Genomic DNA, 17,995 nt, shown 5'->3' with positions numbered 1-17,995 from the left:
TCACCTCTGCCCCTTTTCCATGGGCGAGGCCGCCCGTTCCATGGGCGAGGCCGCCCGGGTGAGGCGTCCGCCCAGCTCGCTTACACAGCCGGCCAGCTCCGCGGGCCCGTGCACGGTGAACTCACGGCCCACCAGCGCCAGCCGCAGCGCCAGCCACTCCGGGGAGTCGGCCACGACGGCCCGCAGTCGGCACGAGTCCGGTCCGGTCGGCTCCGGTACGCCCATGTGGCCGGGCAGCCGCCCCGCCACATGGGCCGCGTCCGCCGCGAAGCTCACATCCAGCTCCAGCCGAGGCTGCGTCCGGGCCATGGAGCGGACCAGGAACTGCGCGGCGTCCCCGCCGCTCGGCAGCGCGCGCGGGGTGAACCGGGCGCCGGTGGCGAACGGCTCGCCGACCCGGTCGACCCGGAACGTACGCCAGTCGTCGCGCCCGAGGTCGTACGCGACCAGGTACCAGCGCCGGTCGGTGGAGACCAGCCGGTACGGCTCGACCTGGCGCCTGGACTCCTCGCCCGACCCGGAGCGGTAGCCGAAGCGCAGCCGCTGCGTGCCTGTGACGGCGGTGGCCAGCACCGTCAGGGCGCGCGGATCGATGGTCGCCCCGTCTCCGCGCGTGAGCGCCAGCGTGGCGGACTGGAGGGTCGAGACACGGTGCCGCAGCCGGGGCGGCAGCACCTGCTCCAGCTTGGTGAGAGCCCGTACGGAAGCCTCGTCCACGCCCGCGATGGCATGGCCCGCCCCGGCCCGCAGCCCCACGGCGATGGCCACCGCTTCCCCGTCGTCGAGCAGCAGCGGCGGCATGGCCGTACCGGCGACCAGCCGGTAGCCGCCGACCGCGCCCATCGTGGCCTCGACGGGATAGCCGAGGGAGCGCAGCCGGTCGATATCGCGGCGGATGGTGCGCGCGCTGACGTCGAGACGCTCGGCCAGCTCGCTGCCGGGCCACTCGCGCGGGGTCTGGAGGAGGGACAGCAGGCTGAGGAGGCGCGCCGGAGTATCGGTCATGCGAGCCATGGTGGGTGCCATCTAGGACACTTCCCGGCCTAGATGGCGGGGTCGGCCACCTGGATGCTCCGGTGATGCCCGATCGTGTCCGTACGGCGCCCAGATGTGTTTACTTTGCCGAAATGTGCGCGTAGCCTTCCGTCGAAACCACAGGTTCGGGCACAGAACGGACGTAAATCCACATGTACGCACCGGAGCGTCAGCAGGAGATCCTGCGCTTGGCACGGGAGAGCGGACGCGTCGATGTGCTGTCACTGGCCGAGGAGTTCCAGGTCACGGCCGAGACCGTACGACGGGATCTGAAGGCCCTGGACCGGGCCGGACTCGTACGACGGGTGCACGGCGGGGCCATACCCGCCGGGCGGCTGGACTTCGAGCCGGACCTCGCCGAGCGCGAGTCCACCGCCGCCGACGAGAAGGACCGGATCGCGCACGCGGCCCTCGCCGAGCTGCCGAGGGACGGCAGCGTGATCCTGGACGCGGGCTCGACCGTGGCACGGCTCGCCGCGAATCTGCCGCTGGAGTGCGGACTCACCGTCGTCACCCACGCGCTGCCCGCCGCGGCCCGGCTCGCGGACCACCCCGGGATCGATCTCCACCTGGTCGGCGGCAGGGTCCGCAACCGTACCCGCGCCGCCGTCGACGCCTGGGCGCTGCGGGCGTACGGGGAGATCCGTGCCGATGTCGTCTTCCTCGGCACCAACGGGTTCTCGCCCCGGGCCGGCCTGACCACCCCGGACCTCGCCGAGGCCGCCGTGAAACGCGCGGTCGTCTCCGCCGCTCGGCGGGTGGTGCTGCTCGCCGACTCGACCAAGCACGGCCAGGAACACTTCGCGTGCTTCGGCACCCTCGCCGATGTCGATCTGCTCATCACCGACCGCGGGCTCAGCTTTTCGGACGCCGCCGCGGTGAGGGCCGCGGGCGCCGAAGTGCTGTGTGTATAGGAGACCGCCGCATGATTCTCACCATCACCCCCAACCCGAGCCTGGACCGTACGTACGAGGTCCCGGCGCTGGACCGGGGCGAAGTGCTGCGGGCCACGGCCGAGCGCGTGGATCCGGGCGGCAAGGGCGTCAACGTCTCGCGGGCCGTCGCGGCCGCGGGTCGGCGCACGGTCGCCGTGCTGCCGCTCGGCGGCGCGCCGGGCGCCCTGGTGGCCGAACTCCTCGCGGAGCAGGGCATCGAGGTCGTACCGGTGCCGGTCGCGGGCACGACCCGCTCCAACATCGCGCTCGCCGAGCCCGACGGCACCCTGACGAAGATCAACGCGCCGGGCCCCGAGCTGACCGCAGAGGAGTCGGAGGCGCTGCTCTCCGCCATCGGCACGAGCGCCGGTACGGGCCCGGGGGCCACCCCCGTGACCTGGATAGCGTGCTGCGGCAGCCTGCCGCGCGGGCTCGCCCCCGAGTGGTACGCCGAACTGGTCGCCCGCGCCCACCGCGCCGGAGCCAGGATCGCGCTCGACACCTCGGGCCCCTCGCTGCTCGCCGCCCTCCGGGAGCGGCCGGACGTCGTCAAGCCGAACGCCGAGGAACTGGCCCAGGCCGTGGGCCGCCCGCTCGCCACGGTCGGCGACGCGCTCAAGGCCGCGGAGGAGCTGCGGACGTACGGCGCCCACGCCGTTCTGGCGAGCCTCGGCGCGGACGGCCAGCTGCTCGTCTCGGCGGCGGGCACCTACTTCGGCTCCGCCCGGGTCGCCTCGGTCCGCAGCAACGTGGGCGCGGGCGACGCCTCCCTCGCCGGATTCCTGGCGGCGGGCGGCGCGGGTCCCGAGGCGCTCGCGTCCGCCGTCGCGCACGGCGCCGCGGCGGTACAGCTGCCGGGCAGCGTGATGCCGTCGCCACAGGACCTGGACCCGTCGGCGGTCACGGTGACCACGGACATCCCGCTGGACCGCCTTCTCACGGAGCCCGCCTCATGAGCCTTCCGCCTCTTCCTCCCCCCGCCCTTTCCCCCTTCCCCTCCCTTTTTTCCTCCCCGCACCGTGCGATAAGCGAGCAAAGGAGCCCGCGATGAGCGGCATGATCACCGCGGACCTGGTCGATCTCGACCTGGCCGCCGAGACAAAGGAAGCAGCGGCCCGCTCGCTGGCCGAGCGCATGGTGGCCCTGGGCCGGGTCACCGACCTGGACGGCTTCCTGGCCGATGTGGCGGCGCGCGAGGCGCAGATGCCGACCGGCCTCGACGGCGGGATCGGTATCCCGCACTGCCGCAGCGCGCATGTCGCCGAGCCGACGCTGGCCTTCGGGCGCTCGGCCGAGGGCATCGACTTCGGCGCGCCCGACGGGCCCGCCGACCTGATCTTCCTGATCGCGGCCCCGGCCGGGGCCGACGACGCGCATCTGACGATCCTGTCGGCCCTGGCCCGCCGTCTGATGAACGAGGAGTTCACGACGGCGCTGCGGTCGGCGATCGACCCGTCGGCCGCCGCCGCCCTGATCAGCGGCGAGGAAGCCCCGGCGGCAGCCCCGGGGCCGGTCCGGAAGCCGGTCCCGGCGGCGCCCGAGGCCCCGCCCTCCGAGGCCCCGCCCGAGCCGGAGCAGACCGCCCCCGAGACGGAGAACTCCCCGTCTTCGGAGCAGCCCCCGTCCCCCGAGAAGTCCACGCTCCCGGAGCAGGTCTTCCGGATCGTCGCCGTCACCTCCTGCCCCACCGGTATCGCCCACACCTACATGGCCGCCGAGGCGCTGGAGCAGGCCGGTCAGCAGGCGGGCGTCGAGCTGGTCGTCGAGCCACAGGGATCCTCCGGGTTCAACCGGGTCGACCCGGCGGTCATCGCCGCCGCGGACGCCGTGATCTTCGCGCACGATGTACCCGTACGGGAGAAGGAGCGCTTCGCCGGCAAGCCCACCGTGGACGTCGGCGTCAAGGCCGGTATCAACCGCCCCGCCGAACTGATCGCCGAAGCACGCGGCAAGGCGGAACGCGGCGAGGTGACCGCCGCCGCCAGCACCCGCAACACCCCCGTGGACAACGCGGGAGAACCCGGCGAGGGTTACGGCACCAAGCTGCGCAAGTGGCTGATGTCCGGCGTGAGTTACATGGTCCCGTTCGTCGCGGCGGGCGGTCTCCTGATCGCCCTCGGCTTCGCCATCGGTGGCTACACCATCAACAAGGCTCCTTCCGTCGCCGAGCACTTCGTCTGGACCGACCATGTCAGCTGGGCGGCTCTGCTGTTCCAGATCGGCGGGATGGCGTTCGGCTTCCTGGTGCCCGTCCTGGCGGGCTTCATCGCGTACGGGATGGCCGACCGGCCAGGTCTTGTGCCCGGCTTCGTCGGCGGCTCCATCGCCCTCACCATCAACGCGGGCTTCCTCGGCGGCCTGGTCGCCGGTCTGATCGCGGGCGGTACGGTGATGGCCATCCAGCGGGTGAGGGTGCCGGCTCCGTTGCGCGGGATCATGCCTGTGGTCGTGATTCCCCTCCTCTCCTCCATCGTCGTCGGCTTCCTGATGTTCCTGGTGGTCGGCAAGCCGATCGCCGAGCTGCAGAAGGCCCTGACCGACTGGCTGTCCGGTCTCTCCGGGGCCAACGCCGTCATCCTGGGCGTCATCCTCGGCCTGATGATGTGCTTCGACCTGGGCGGCCCGCTGAACAAGGTCGCCTATGCCTTCGCCGTCGGCGGCCTCGCCAACCCCAACCCGGGAAGCCTCAAGGTCATGGCCGCCGTGATGGCTGCGGGCATGGTCCCGCCGCTCGCGATGGCGCTCGCCACGACCGTACGGAGCAAGCTGTTCACCCGTACCGAACGGGAGAACGGCAAGGCCGCCTGGGTGCTCGGCGCGTCCTTCATCACCGAGGGCGCGATCCCGTTCGCCGCCGCGGACCCGCTGCGGGTCATCCCGTCCGCGATGGCGGGCGGCGCGGTGACCGGTGCGCTGTCGATGCTCTTCGAGTGCACCCTGCGGGCGCCGCACGGCGGAATCTTCGTGATCCCGCTGATCGGCAATCCGTTCCTCTACCTGGTCGCCATCGCGGCGGGCACCCTGGTGAGCGCGGCACTCGTCATCCTGCTCAAAGGGGCCCGCAGGACGGGCCGCCCGGATCAGGCGGACGGGGCCGAGGAGGCCATAGCCACCGGCGGCGGCCCGACCGGCGAGGAGGCCAAGGTCCCGGTGGCCGTCTGAGCCGGCTGCCCGAGTCCGCAAGGGCCGTCCCCAGGTGGCAGCCCCCGCGTCCTCTTCACGCGTCAGGTGCCCGCATCGCCTCAGAGCACCCGCGCGCGAAACTCCATGGCTTCGCGCGCGGTGTGCTCCGCCTCGTACACCTCGCACATATGGCGGCCGTCCCGCGTCGCCGTGTGCTCCACCTCCCAGAGGCTCATCTCACGGCCGTCGATGAGCAGGAACGCGTGCTCGTAGAGCATGAACCCCGCGTCCTTCCCCTCGATCTGGCACTGCCTTCCGAAGACCTGCGTGATGTGGTGCGCGAACGCCGTCTTCAGCAGCCGCGTGGTCTCCTCACCCGGCCTGTTGTCGTTCTCCGCCCGCCGCAGCACCCGGCGGGCGTGGTCCGGCGAATTGTCGGGGGAGTACATCCGGTGCCGGGTGGCCGGCGCCGGGGCGGGCAGGGCCCGCAGCGCGCGGAGCAGCGCCAGGTGGGCGTCGATCTCCGCCGTACGCTCCGTTTCCAGCTCCGAGAGCAGCCCGGCCGCGAGTTCGTCCATGGACGGCTCGTCGTCGTGGTCCGCCGCTTCCGGGGCCGACAGGTCCTCCCGGTCGTCCAGGTCGAAACCGGAGAGCCGAGGCGCCTCCGGACTGCCGGGGAGACAGAGACGGGCCGCCGCGAGCTGCGCGTCGGACTCGTCCGCATATACCTCGTGGAGCCGTGTGCCGTCCCGGCCGGTGTTGTGCACCAGCTCCCAGAGACTGAGCGCGCTGCCGTCCGCGAGGAGATAGGTATGCCTGTACGTCTCGCGGTGCAGCCCCGCACTGTGGTGCGCGGAACACAGCGAGCTGGCGTGCGCCAGCGCATGGTCGAGTCGTTCGACCAATGCGTCAGGCAGGTCGAAGGAGTTGAGTGCCCGACCCAGGAGTCGCTCGAGTTGCGTCTCGGTTGTCTCGTAGGGATCGTTCAAGATGGGTCTCCAGGCCGTCGCCACATGTCACTTGGTGATTGCATAACGTAGTGCCTAGGGCTGACATCGCGTCCCAAGTTCGGGAAAACGAAGGGGGCGTACGTAAAATTCTTGCGCGCCCCCTCCAACTGTGCTCCGCGCCCCTCAGTCCATCCGTTCAACGTGTGATCCGGCGAAAACGTCCCGGCAGGCCCGTCGGCGTCCTTCGCCGCGCGGACAGCCGACATGATTGTCCTGGTCACACCAACCAAACCCACCGTCAGTACCTCGTTGGGAGCGAGCGGATCCCCTTCGGTCGAGGGAAGCTGGCCCGCCGCCGGAGAGAAAACGGTATCTCTGTCGTTCGGTAGATGTACAGAACGGACGGCGCGCGCGATACCGCCGTGCGCCCTCTCCGTGAGCTTCCCGCGCCCGTCCGCGCCTGTCCATGGCGCGTCCGGTGCTTCCTGCGCCCCTGCGGGAGGTTTAGCGCGTCGGAGACTTCAGTGACTTCCGTACGGCCGCTGAAGCAGCGCCGGTACGCCGTAGCCATCAGCCGGTCTACGGCCGGGCCCGCGCGACACACGGGCCCGTACCCTGGAGTTATGAGCACAGCCCCCATCCCCGAGCCGCCGAGGCCCAGCCCGGCGGCGCTTATCTTCGACGATCCGCTGGACCAGCCGTCCTCGGACGACACGGACCGGGGCTGGGGAGAGCGCCCCTCCGGGAGCGGCGACAGCGCCGCCGATCTCGCCCGCTTCCTCGACGAGAAGCCGCCCCACCACATCTGATTCCCCGGGCCGGGGCCCGTGACAGGGCCCCGCCCGGCGCTCAGGATGTCGGCTGCCCCTGGGCGGACTGCCCCGGGCCGCGCTGCGCCACCAGGGCGTCCCTGATCTCCTTCAGGACCTCCAGCTCGCTGACCTCCAGGACCTCCTGGACCTGCTCCTTGGCGGCCTGCTGCCTGGCCCGCCGGGCGAGGTACTTGGACATCGGCAGCACCATCAGGAAGTACACGACGGCCGCCGTGATCAGGAACGTGAGGACGGCGCTCAGCACCGATCCCCACATGATCGGGATGCCCTTGACGACCTCGCCCCCCTTCGTCACACACGGCGCCTTCAGGCACGAGCTGTAGTGGTCCAGGTCCTTGGTGCCGAATGCGCCGACCAGCGGGTTGATCACGCCCTTGACGAGCGAGTTCACCACATTGGTGAACGCCGCGCCGATGACAACCGCGACCGCGAGGTCGATCACGTTGCCGCGCATCAAGAAGGCTTTGAAGCCCGCCAGCACGCTTTCCTTCTGCTCCTTGCTCACGGGTGAGCCTTTCTTCACATGTGCGGTAGGGATGACAATCCGGTGCGAAACCTACGGCAGTGCGTGCCCGCTCTGTCCAATCCGCCCACGCGATCAGGCGACGCCCTAGCGCGCCTGTACGACTCCGCCTCAGCACAGCGTCACCGACAGCCGTGGCCCGGCGCCCGCCAGCGCCGTCGCGGTGTCCCGGGGCACGGACAGCACGATCAGCGCCCCGCCGTCCGGTTCCGGCTCCCGCGCCCTCGGGATCGCGGCGACCCGGACCCCCATGGCCACCACCCGTGCCTCGGGCGCGCCCTCCGCCGCCGCGATCACATCCACCCGGTCCCCGCGCCGCAGCAGCCGGACCGTCGCCGCGTCGGCGATACGGACGGGGGCGGACACCATCCCGGCGGGCCGCCGAGTGTGCTGCCGGGCAGGCTCCGGCGGGGACGCCGCCGCCACAGCGCGCGCCGCGGCCTCCGTACGGGCGTCCGCGGCGGCCGTGGCCCCGGCCGCGCCGACGGCGCCGCCCGCCCCGGTGGCGGCCAGCGCGGCGGCCGTCATGGCCAGTCCGGCCGCCGTCGCCCGTCGCCGCCTGAGCAGCGCCCGGCGCAGCCGCCGGCCGGACCCGCGCACCCGCAGCGGGTCGAACGCGGGCACACCGCGCGGCTCCGGCGCGGAAGAGGGCGGAAGCGGCGCCCCGGCGATCCCGGAGACTCCGCAGGGCCCGGCGATTCCCGCAGGCCCGGGGAGCCCGGAAGCGTCGGGGCCACCGGGCACCCCGGAAGCTGTGGACGACAGCTGAGGCAGGGGAGGCAGGGGAGGCAGGGGAGAGGCGGACGACGGGTCGTGCGCGAAGGAACGGGACATGCTGAACACCGCCTGACGTGAGGAGTTTTCGTGATCCGCCCCTCACGATCCACGCTCCGCCACGATCCCGCCGGGGGCTGTGGATCAGCTCCCGATTGTGGACAACTCCCTCACCCTCGCGAGTGGTTCAGGCGCTCGCCCGGCCAAATCCGCCTGCCCCGCGCATGGCTCGCGGGGGAGCGGGGCACCTCGTGGGCAGAGCAGTTCGCGAGCCGGTCGGTTCGTCCTCAGGGCAGTTCGAGCCCGGTGTCGATCCCGTCCAGCGCATGCGAGCACAGACAGTCCCGCGTCCCGCTCGGCTGCAATCCGCCCACCGCGTCGAAGAGCACGGTGCGCAGCCGGTCCACATTGGAGGCGAAGACCTTGAGGACCTCCTCGTGGGAGACCCCCTCGCCGGTCTCGGCCCCCGCGTCCAGATCCGTCACCAGAGCCATGGAGGTGTAGCAGAGCCCCAGTTCACGAGCGAGTACGGCCTCGGGGTGCCCGGTCATTCCGACCACCGACCAGCCCATCGCCGCATGCCACCGCGATTCCGCCCGGGTCGAGAAGCGCGGCCCCTCGACGACCACCAGCGTTCCGCCGTCCACCGGCTCCCAGCCGCGTCCGCGCGCCGCCGCCAGCGTGCTCCTGCGGCCCTCGGGGCAGTACGGGTCGGCGGGCGAGATGTGGACGACGTTGGAGGCGCTCCCGTCCGGTAGCGGTACCCCGTCGTAGTAGGTCTGGGCGCGGGTCTTCGTACGGTCGACCAGTTGATCCGGTACGAGCAGCGTCCCCGGTCCGTACTCCTCCCGCAACCCGCCCACCGCGCACGGTCCCAGGACCTGCTTCACCCCGACGGAGCGCAGCGCCCAGAGATTGGCCCGGTAGTTGATGCGGTGCGGAGGGAGGTCGTGGGAGCGGCCGTGCCGGGGCAGGAACGCGACGCGTCGGCCGGCGATCTCGCCGAGGAAGAGGGAGTCGCTGGGCTTCCCGTACGGGGTTTCCACCTGGACCTCGGTCACGTCCTCCAGAAAGGAGTAGAAGCCCGAGCCGCCGATCACGCCGATCTCTGCATTTGCCATTCGGTCACACTAACCGTACTCACGCGCACGTACGGGCATACGCGAAGGGCCCCGGCCGTGTGAACACGACGGGACCCTTCGACGAGAAAGCCGCAATAATCGAACCGCAAAGACTACGGAGAAAGCTGTGGAGCGATGATCAGGCGGCCGAGGAGCCGCTGGAGCTGCTCGACGAGCCGGTGCTCGACCCCGAGCTGGAGCTCGAACCGCTCGAAGAGGCGCCTGCCGAGGCGGACCCGGAGCCCGACGCCGAAGCGGACGCGCCCGTCTTGGCCTCCGACGACGAGGACGACTTCGCCGCGGCGGAGCCGGTCGTGGCCGGTGCGCTGCTCGACGACGAGCCACGGCTGTCGTTGCGGTAGAACCCGGAGCCCTTGAAGACGACGCCGACAGCGGAGAACACCTTCTTCAGGCGTCCCTCGCAACTCGGGCAGACGGTGAGGGCGTCATCGGTGAATTTCTGCACCGCTTCAAGGCCCTCGCCGCACTCGGTGCACTTGTACTGGTAGGTCGGCACTTGCTCCTCCTGGCACTCTCACTCAATGAGTGCTAACGACGTTCTATAGTGACGTATTCCGCGCGATCAGTCCACTGCCACCGGCACGCGGTGACTCATCCCACGTGTGGCGACCCGGCCCGGTGCCCTCGGGGACAGCCGCGACCGCAGTGCCATCAGGGTCGCCAGCGCCAGCGCCGTACCGGCGAGGGGCACCGTGAATCCGGCGCTCGCGCCATGGGCGTCGGCCAGTTGTCCGGCAGCCGTGACTGCCGCGGCCTGGCCGAGCGCGACCGCGCCGGTCAGCCAGGTGAAGGCTTCGGTACGAGCGGAGGAGGGGACCAGCGAATCGATCAGCGTGTAGCCCGTGATCAGCGCGGGCGCGATGCAGAGCCCGACCAGCAGCCCCAGGCCGGCCAGCAGCGGCACGGAGTGCACCGCCCACAACCCGGAGGTGGCCAGCGTCAGCCCGGCGTACCCGACCAGCAGCCGACGGCGCGGGCCCACCTTCCAGGCGAGGGTGCCGCACACGATTCCGGCCAGCATGTTGCCGGCGGCGAAGATCCCGTACAGCAGGCCGTTCGCGCCGGGGTTGCCGATCTCCTCGGCGAACGCGGTGAGTGAGACCTGCATCCCGCCGAAGACCGAGCCGATCCCCAGGAAGGCCACCACCAGCACCCGTACCCCCGGCACCGACAGCGCCGAGGCGCGCGGCTCGGCGGAGGCGCCCTTCACGTGCGGGACGGGCTGTGGCTGGGTGCCGCGCTGGGCGGCGAAGAGCAGTCCGCCGACCAGGGTCAGCGCGGCTTCGGCGATCAGCCCGGCGGCCGGGTGCACGCCGGTCGCCAGCGCCGTCGCGAGGACCGGCCCGATGACAAAGGTGAACTCGTCCGTCACGGATTCGAAGGCGGCGGCGGTCGGCAGCAGCGCCGCCCCGGCACCAGCCCCCGACCCCGATCCGGGAGCACCGCCCAGGACCGCTGCCCAGCGCGATCGCACCATGGGGCCGATCTGCGGGACGGAAGCGCCTGTCGGCACGGCCGCCGCGAACAGTGCCCACAGCGGAGCACCGGCCAGCGCGAGTGCGATGAGCGCGGCCACGGACGCGGTGTGCAGCAGTACGCCGGGCACCAGCACGGCGCGCTGCCCGAACCGGTCCGCGAGCTTGCCGCTCTGGGGCGCGAACAGCGCCATGGAGACACCGGTCGCCGCGGCGACGGCCCCGGCGCGGCCGTACGAGCCGGTGGTGTGCTCGACCAGCAGCACGATGCCGATCGTCAGCATCGCGAAGGGCTGACGGGCGGCGAAGCCGGGAAGCAGGAACGACCGGGCGCCCGGGGTGCGCAGCAGCCGCCCGTATCCGGGGCGGCCCGCCGGCTCCGTACCGCTCGCGGGGTCCTTGGCAGTCCTCGCGGGCCCCTCGGGGGATCCGGCGGACTCGACCGTGTTGTAGGACACGGTCCTTGCCTTTCTGCCGCCTGGTAGCGCGCCCGGGGTGCGGGCGGTGGCCGAGCGCTGTCCTCTCGCGCGGAACTGCGGTAGATGCCAGGCCCCACTGCGGGAACGCTACGGCCGCCATACGGTCGCGCCAGCACTGCGTCAGGCAGAGTTTGGTTCGATCAGGTGCGCCTTAATCGTACAGGCAAGGGCCGCACGCGACCTGGGAAAGAGCCGGCCACCACTCACCCCGCCTCCGATTGCGAAACAACGGGCAGAGACGTACCGGGCGAAGAGCACTGACCAGAGACGCACTGACCAGAGACGCACTGACCAGAGACGCACTGACCGGGGACGCACTGACCGGGGACGCACCGGACTGCGGCCCGCCGACTGCGGGTCACCGGCGGCCCGCAGTCCCCGCACTCCGGCCCGCGTTCCGGCTTGTACCCGCACCTGCCCCCGCACCCGCACCTGAACCCGTGCCCGTGCCCAGCCATCCGGCCAGCTTTCCGCCCTGGCCCACCGCGCGCAGTCGCTGCTCCGCCGTGTCCCGTACCGGATCCGTCGCCACCACCAGCAGCTCGTCGCCGCGTCGCAGCACGGTCGCCGGGAGGGGGACGAAGCTCTTCCCGTCCCGTACGACCAGGGTGACCGCGGCCCCGGCGGGCAGCCGCAGTTCCGCGACCTCCACGCCGTGCATCTTCGACCGCTCGGGGATGGCCACCGACAGCAGATGCCCGCGCAGCCGCTCCAGCGGCGCCGACTCGATGCCCAGATCCGAGGCTTCGGAGGAGGAGCCGAGCTTCAGCGCCTTCGCCAGCCAGGGCAGCGTCGGCCCCTGGATCAGGGTGTAGACGACGACCAGGATGAAGACGATGTTGAAGATCCGCAGACTGCCCTCGATGTGCGACACCATCGGGATGGTCGCCAGGATGATGGGCACCGCTCCGCGCAGTCCGGCCCAGGACATCAGGGCCTGCTCCTGCCAGGGGATACGGAATGGCAGCAGGCTGATCAGCACCGACAGCGGCCGTGCCACCACGGTCAGCACCAGTCCGACGATCAGTGCGGGCAGGACGTCGTCGCCCAGCTCGTGCGGTGTCACCAGCAGTCCGAGCAGGACGAACATGCCGATCTGCGCGATCCAGCCGAGCCCTTCCGCGAACCCGCGGTTGGCCGGGGCGTGCGGCAGCTTGGAGTTCCCGAGGACCATCGAGGCGAGATAGACGGCGAGGAAGCCGCTGCCGTGGGCGGTGGCGCCGATCGCGTACGCCGAGACCGCGATGGCCATCACCGCGATCGGGTAGAGCCCGGAGGCGGGCAGGGCGACATGGCGCAGCCCGAAGGCGCCCGCCCAGCCGACCGCGAGCCCGACGCAGGCGCCGATCGCCAGTTCCAGCGTGATCTCGGCGAGCAGGAGGTACCAGTGCTCGACCGGTCCCGTGACCGAGAGCGCGACCACCATGATCACCACGGGGGCGTCATTGAACCCCGACTCGGCCTCCAGCGCCCCGGTCACCCGGGACGGCAGCGGCACCTTGCGCAGTACGGAGAAGACCGCCGCCGCGTCCGTCGAGGAGACGACCGCTCCGATGATCAGTGCCTGTCGCCACTCCAGATCTATCAGGTAGTGCGCGGCCGAGGCCGTCACCCCGACGCTCACGCCGACACCGACGGTCGACATCGCGGCGGCGGCGGGCAGCGCCGGTTTCACTTCTTTCCACTTGGTGCCCAGACCGCCCTCGGCGAGGATCACCACGAGCGCGGCGTATCCGATGACCTGGGTCAGTTCGGCATTGTCGAATTTGAGGTCGAAAAGCCCGTCCTGCCCCATGATGACCCCGATGCCGAGGTAGAGCAGCAGGCTGGGAAGGCCGCTCCGGGACGAGATGCGGACGGCCGCGACCGCGATCAGCAGCACGAGCGAGCTGATCAGCAGGAGTTCATTGAGATGGTGGACAGACAGCGGCCGATCCTTCCCCTCGCGCACACCGGATCGTTTCTCCGGCGGCCGGTACTTCGTTACCTTACCTAATCTTTAACGTTTTCTTGACGTTTTCGATCGTCAGTACGACTGGGAGGTCCCGAAGCGCTCGAAGGTCGCCGAGTCGTTCCGGTGTGATCTCCGTCGCGGTCGCGGGAGATCGCGGTGCGAATCCGTCCGTAAAACCCTGCGCGAAATAGCTGTGTGATCAACTGATGAGTCGTACTGCGTGACACCGCGTCCGGCGCGGTGAAGCGCTGCGCCTATGGTTGCTCCAGCATTCCAGGACCACCCTGCCCCTCGAAGGACAGCGATGCCCGCCAATACAGCCCCCCCTTCCGTCAAAAAGAAGGGGCGACGCGCCCGTCTGATCGTGATCGTCCTGGTGCTGGCGCTTGTCGCGGGTGTCGGATACGGGGCGTTCTGGGGTGTCAGTACAGTCCGCGCCTCCTTCCCCCGGACCACCGGAACGGTCGAACTCCAGGGCCTCTCCGGCCCTGTGGACGTCCGGCGCGACAGCTACGGCATTCCGCAGATCTACGCCAACAGCGACCAGGACCTCTTCCGTGCCCAGGGCTACGTCCAGGCGCAGGACCGCTTCTGGGAGATGGACGTACGCCGTCACCTGACGGCGGGACGCCTCTCCGAGATGTTCGGGAAGGGGCAGGTCCGGACCGACACCTTCCTGCGCACCCTGGACTGGCACGGAGTCGCGCAGAAGGAGTACGACACCCAGCTCTCCGCCGACACCAGGAAGAACCTCCAGGCGTACGCGGACGGGGTGAACGCCTATCTCAAGGGCCGCGCCGCCGAGGACATCTCGGTCGAGTACGCGGCGCTGAACCTCACGAACGACTACCGGCCCGAGAAGTGGACCCCGGTCGACTCGGTCGCCTGGCTCAAGGCGATGGCCTGGGACCTGCGCGGCAATATGCGGGACGAGATCGACCGGTCGCTGATGACCAGCCGGTTGAGCGAGCAGCAGATCAACGAGCTGTACCCGACGTATCCGTACAGCCGGAACCAGCCCATCGTCACCGAGGGCGGGATCAACCCGGTCACCGGCAAGTACGACCCGAAGGCGGAACCCTCGGGTGACGCGTCGGCCACCGGCACGGGCATCGGCACCGGCGCAGGCACCGGCGGTACGACCGGGACAGGCACCGGCACCAGCGACCTCAGCGGCAACACAGGCACAGGCACAGGCACCGGCACAGGCACAGGAACCGGCACGGGAACAGGCGCGGCCACCGGCACCGTCTCCGGTGCCACCCAGGGCCTCCAGTCCCAGCTCGGCGCCCTTTCCGGCACCCTGGAGGAGATCCCCGCGCTGCTCGGCCCGAGCGGCAGCGGCATCGGCTCCAACTCCTGGGTCGTCTCCGGCAAGTACACGACCACGGGCAAGCCGCTCCTCGCCAACGACCCGCACCTCGCGCCCCAGCTGCCGTCGCTCTGGTACCAGATGGGTCTGCACTGCCGCAGCGTCTCCGAGACCTGCAGGTACGACGTCGCCGGCTACACCTTCGCCGGAATGCCCGGCGTGATAATCGGTCATAACCAGGATGTCTCCTGGGGCTTCACCAACCTCGGCGCCGATGTCACCGACCTGTACCTGGAGAAGGTCAGCGGCGACACGTACCTGTACGGCGGCAAGGAGAAGAAGTTCGCCACCCGCGACGAGATCATCAAGGTCGCGGGCGGCGGGAGCCGGAAGATCACCGTCCGCTCCACCGAGCACGGTCCCGTGGTCTCCGACCGCAACAGCGAACTCAAGAAGGTCGGCGAGAAGGCCCCGGTCGGGAACGTCGCTCCCGACCGCGGGGACGGCTACGCGGTCTCCCTGGAGTGGACCGCGCTCCAGCCGGGCAAGTCCATGGAAGCGGTCTTCGAGCTGAACAGGGCCAAGGACTTCGACGACTTCCGCAAGGCCGCCGAGCACTTCGAGGTCCCCGCGCAGAACATCATCTACGCCGACACCAAGGGCAACATCGGCTACCAGGCCCCCGGAAGGATCCCGGTGCGCTCCGCCGGGTTCGACGGGAAGACGCCGGCCCCGGGCTGGGACCCGAAGTACAAGTGGGAGCGGTACATCCCGTTCGACGAGATGCCGTACGAGTACAACCCCAGGCGCGGCTATGTCGTCACCGCCAACCAGGCCGTCATCGACGCGAAGAAGTTCCCGTACGCGCTGACCGACGACTGGGGCTACGGCGCCCGCAGCCAGCGGATCGTCGACCTGATCGAGTCGAAGATCAAGGACGGCGGCAAGATCTCGACCGACGACATGCAGACCATGCAGACGGACAACAGCAGCCAGATCGCCAAGGTGCTGATGCCGTACCTGCTCAAGATCGATGTCTCGGACCCGGCGGTCCGCGAGGCGCAGAAGCTCCTTGAGGGCTGGGACATGACCCAGGAAGCCGACTCGGGCGCCGCCGCCTACTTCAACGCGGTCTGGCGCAATGTCCTCAAGCTCGCCTTCGGCAACAAGCTGCCCAAGGAGCTGCGGGTCAAGGGCGAGTGCCTCAACGTCCCGCCCGCCAACAGCACGGGCCCGGTGGACGACAACCCGACGCTGGTACGGGAGTGCGGCCAGCGCGCCCCCGACCAGGCCCAGCCGGACGGCGGGGACCGTTGGTTCGAGGTCGTGCGCGACATCGTCAAGGACGAGGACAGCCCCTGGTGGACCACCCCGGCGACTCGCAAGCCGGGCACCACGACGCGGGACGGCCTGCTCGCCCGCGCCATGGAGGACGCGCGCTGGGAGCTGACCGCCAAGCTCGGCAAGGACGTCTCCACCTGGAGCTGGGGCCGGCTGCACCAGCTTGAGCTGAAGAACCAGACCCTCGGTACGTCGGGCCCCGGCATCCTGCGGCAGATGCTCAACCGCGGCCCCTGGAACCTCGGCGGTGGCGAGGCGGCGGTCGACGCGACGGGCTGGAACGCGGCGGGCGGCTACGAGGTCGTCTGGGTCCCGTCGATGCGGATGGTCGTCAACGTCGGCGACTGGGACAAGTCCCGGTGGATCAACCTGACGGGGGCCTCGGGCCACGCGTACAGCGCGCACTACACGGACCAGACGGACAAGTGGTCCGAGGGCGAGTTGCTCGACTGGTCCTACGGCGTCAACGCGGTCGAGCGGACCACCAAGGACACCCTGACGCTCAAGCCCGTGCCCGGCCAGTAGGGGCAGGGCCGGCGAAACGGCTGACGCCCTCCGGCGTCACCACCGCTCGTACGGGGTGGTCGTGCGGTTCCTCCGGGACCCGGGCGACCACCTCGTTCGCGTACAGCAGGACGATCAGCGCCGGTGCGGCGCCCGCGCGCGCGAGGCGGGCGAGGACGCGGTCGTACGAGCCGCCGCCCCGGCCGAGCCGCATGCCGCGCCCGTCCACCGCGAGGCCGGGCAGCAGCACCGTCTCCGCCTCCAGGACGGCCTGCGGGCCGAGCCGGGCTCCCGCGGGTTCCAGGAGGCCCCGTCCGGCCCGTACCAGCCCCTCGGTGCCCTCGTAGACGGCCCAGTCGAGATCGTTGTCGGTGAGCAGGACGGGCAGCAGGACCCGCACGCCCCGCGCGCGCAGCGTGTCGAGCAACGCGCGCGTGCCGGGCTCGCGCCCGACCGAGACGTACGCGGCGACGGTACGGGCGCCCGACAGCTCCGGCAGATCCAGCGCCCGCCGCGCCAGAACCGATGCGGCGGTCCGTACGTCTTCACCGGACAGCAGCCTCCTCGCCGCGAGCAGTTCACGGCGCAGCGCGGCCTTTGCCGATGTGTCAGGAACCATGGGGCTTCGTAAACCTCTTCTATGAGTGCATATAAGGCCAAAGTTAACCGGAGTATCATCTTCCGCCCATACGCGCCGGATAGGGTTCCCCGTATGACTCACTCGACCTCCAGGATCACCAAGGCTGTCATCCCGGCCGCGGGCCTCGGCACCCGCTTCCTGCCCGCCACCAAGGCCACCCCGAAGGAAATGCTGCCGGTCGTCGACAAACCGGCGATCCAGTACGTGGTCGAGGAGGCGGTGGGCGCCGGGCTCTCCGACGTGCTGATGGTCACCGGCCGCAACAAGCGCCCGCTCGAGGACCATTTCGACCGCAACTACGAGCTGGAGCAGGCGCTCACCCTCAAGGGAGACACCGAACGGCTCGCCAAGGTCCAGGAGTCCAGCGACCTCGCCACCATGCACTACGTGCGCCAGGGCGACCCCAAGGGCCTCGGTCACGCCGTCCTGTGCGCCGCGCCGCACGTCGGAGACGAGCCCTTCGCGGTCCTGCTCGGTGACGACCTGATCGACCCCAGGGACCCGCTGCTCGCCCGGATGGTCGAGATCCAGGAGCGCGAGGGCGGCAGTGTCATCGCGCTGATGGAGGTCGATCCGGCCCAGATCCACCAGTACGGCTGCGCCGCCGTGGAGCCCACCGCCGACCCCGATGTGGTCAAGGTGCACGATCTGGTCGAGAAGCCGGACGTGGCGGACGCCCCCAGCAATTACGCGATTATCGGCCGATACGTGCTGGATCCGGCCGTCTTCGAGATACTGCGCAAGACCGAGCCGGGCCGCGGGGGTGAGATCCAGCTCACCGACGCCCTCCAGCAGCTGTCCACGGACGAGGAGGTCGGTGGCCCGGTCCACGGCGTCATCTTCACGGGACGCCGCTATGACACCGGGGACCGCTCGGACTATCTGCGTGCCATTGTCAGACTCGCATGCGAACGTGAGGACCTGGGCCCGGACTTCCGGACCTGGCTCCGCAGTTACGTCAGCGAGGAGATGTAG

15 protein-coding genes are annotated in these 17,995 nt (G+C 70.5%); 6 read left to right on the top strand and 9 right to left on the bottom strand.

The window, feature by feature from the left end:
* Nucleotides 1–1,005 (bottom strand): helix-turn-helix transcriptional regulator, encoded by a 1,005-nt coding sequence (locus tag ACIP8W_RS16590; RefSeq protein ID WP_402203449.1) that lies wholly within the window; start codon nucleotides 1,003–1,005, stop codon nucleotides 1–3.
* 182 nt (nucleotides 1,006–1,187) lie between these two features.
* Between ACIP8W_RS16590 and ACIP8W_RS16585 the strand changes: the two genes are divergently transcribed.
* From ACIP8W_RS16585 to ACIP8W_RS16575, 3 genes are all read left to right on the top strand, one after another.
* Nucleotides 1,188–1,949, top strand: coding sequence for a DeoR/GlpR family DNA-binding transcription regulator (locus ACIP8W_RS16585; protein ID WP_401950935.1), 762 nt, complete (start codon nucleotides 1,188–1,190; stop codon nucleotides 1,947–1,949).
* A gap of 11 nt (nucleotides 1,950–1,960) precedes the next feature.
* Entirely contained in the window at nucleotides 1,961–2,926 is a 966-nt protein-coding gene (pfkB, locus tag ACIP8W_RS16580) for a 1-phosphofructokinase (RefSeq protein ID WP_401950937.1), read from the top strand.
* A 91-nt stretch (nucleotides 2,927–3,017) separates the two neighbouring features.
* Nucleotides 3,018–5,132: a fructose-specific PTS transporter subunit EIIC gene (locus tag ACIP8W_RS16575; protein WP_402203447.1), complete on the top strand. Its 2,115-nt coding sequence runs from the start codon at nucleotides 3,018–3,020 to the stop codon at nucleotides 5,130–5,132.
* Between the two features lie 80 nt (nucleotides 5,133–5,212).
* Here ACIP8W_RS16575 and ACIP8W_RS16570 read toward each other — a convergent pair whose 3' ends face one another.
* Nucleotides 5,213–6,082 (bottom strand): DUF6227 family protein, encoded by an 870-nt coding sequence (locus tag ACIP8W_RS16570; protein ID WP_401950943.1) that lies wholly within the window; start codon nucleotides 6,080–6,082, stop codon nucleotides 5,213–5,215.
* Nucleotides 6,083–6,666: 584 nt separating this feature from the next.
* Here ACIP8W_RS16570 and ACIP8W_RS16565 point away from each other — a divergent pair.
* Nucleotides 6,667–6,852, top strand: a complete 186-nt coding sequence (locus ACIP8W_RS16565; RefSeq protein ID WP_401950946.1) for a hypothetical protein — start codon at nucleotides 6,667–6,669, stop codon at nucleotides 6,850–6,852.
* 40 nt (nucleotides 6,853–6,892) lie between these two features.
* On the opposite strand, the gene ACIP8W_RS16560 is transcribed toward ACIP8W_RS16565, so the two are convergent.
* The 6 genes from ACIP8W_RS16560 to ACIP8W_RS16535 form a co-directional block, all read right to left on the bottom strand.
* Nucleotides 6,893–7,330, bottom strand: coding sequence for an MscL family protein (locus tag ACIP8W_RS16560; RefSeq protein WP_401951305.1), 438 nt, complete (start codon nucleotides 7,328–7,330; stop codon nucleotides 6,893–6,895).
* A 180-nt stretch (nucleotides 7,331–7,510) separates the two neighbouring features.
* A complete protein-coding gene (locus tag ACIP8W_RS16555; RefSeq protein WP_401950949.1) occupies nucleotides 7,511–8,023 on the bottom strand; it encodes a hypothetical protein in 513 nt (170 codons plus the stop codon).
* Between the two features lie 437 nt (nucleotides 8,024–8,460).
* On the bottom strand, nucleotides 8,461–9,294 hold the full coding sequence (locus tag ACIP8W_RS16550; protein ID WP_402148687.1) for an S-methyl-5'-thioadenosine phosphorylase: 834 nt from the start codon (nucleotides 9,292–9,294) through the stop codon (nucleotides 8,461–8,463).
* A gap of 139 nt (nucleotides 9,295–9,433) precedes the next feature.
* Nucleotides 9,434–9,811: an FmdB family zinc ribbon protein gene (locus ACIP8W_RS16545; RefSeq protein ID WP_401950954.1), complete on the bottom strand. Its 378-nt coding sequence runs from the start codon at nucleotides 9,809–9,811 to the stop codon at nucleotides 9,434–9,436.
* Nucleotides 9,812–9,877: 66 nt separating this feature from the next.
* Nucleotides 9,878–11,140 carry an MFS transporter gene (locus tag ACIP8W_RS16540; RefSeq protein ID WP_402203482.1) on the bottom strand — a complete coding sequence of 421 codons (1,263 nt, stop codon included), beginning with the start codon at nucleotides 11,138–11,140 and terminating at the stop codon, nucleotides 9,878–9,880.
* Between the two features lie 487 nt (nucleotides 11,141–11,627).
* Nucleotides 11,628–13,220 (bottom strand): potassium/proton antiporter, encoded by a 1,593-nt coding sequence (locus ACIP8W_RS16535; protein WP_401950957.1) that lies wholly within the window; start codon nucleotides 13,218–13,220, stop codon nucleotides 11,628–11,630.
* 307 nt (nucleotides 13,221–13,527) lie between these two features.
* Between ACIP8W_RS16535 and ACIP8W_RS16530 the strand changes: the two genes are divergently transcribed.
* On the top strand, nucleotides 13,528–16,401 hold the full coding sequence (locus tag ACIP8W_RS16530; RefSeq protein WP_401950960.1) for a penicillin acylase family protein: 2,874 nt from the start codon (nucleotides 13,528–13,530) through the stop codon (nucleotides 16,399–16,401).
* On the opposite strand, the gene ACIP8W_RS16525 is transcribed toward ACIP8W_RS16530, so the two are convergent.
* Nucleotides 16,379–16,999 carry a 5-formyltetrahydrofolate cyclo-ligase gene (locus ACIP8W_RS16525; RefSeq protein WP_401950962.1) on the bottom strand — a complete coding sequence of 207 codons (621 nt, stop codon included), beginning with the start codon at nucleotides 16,997–16,999 and terminating at the stop codon, nucleotides 16,379–16,381. The genes ACIP8W_RS16530 and ACIP8W_RS16525 overlap by 23 nt on opposite strands.
* Before the next feature lie 93 nt (nucleotides 17,000–17,092).
* On the opposite strand from ACIP8W_RS16525, the gene galU reads away from it, so the two are divergent.
* Nucleotides 17,093–17,995, top strand: coding sequence for a UTP--glucose-1-phosphate uridylyltransferase GalU (gene galU / locus ACIP8W_RS16520; RefSeq protein ID WP_401950965.1), 903 nt, complete (start codon nucleotides 17,093–17,095; stop codon nucleotides 17,993–17,995).

The organism is Streptomyces sp. NPDC088554 (genome assembly GCF_044752945.1).
Classification (GTDB): Bacteria; Actinomycetota; Actinomycetes; order Streptomycetales; family Streptomycetaceae; genus Streptomyces.
Note: the sequence above shows the minus strand (reverse complement) of the source record. Positions and strands in the feature narration are given on the sequence as shown.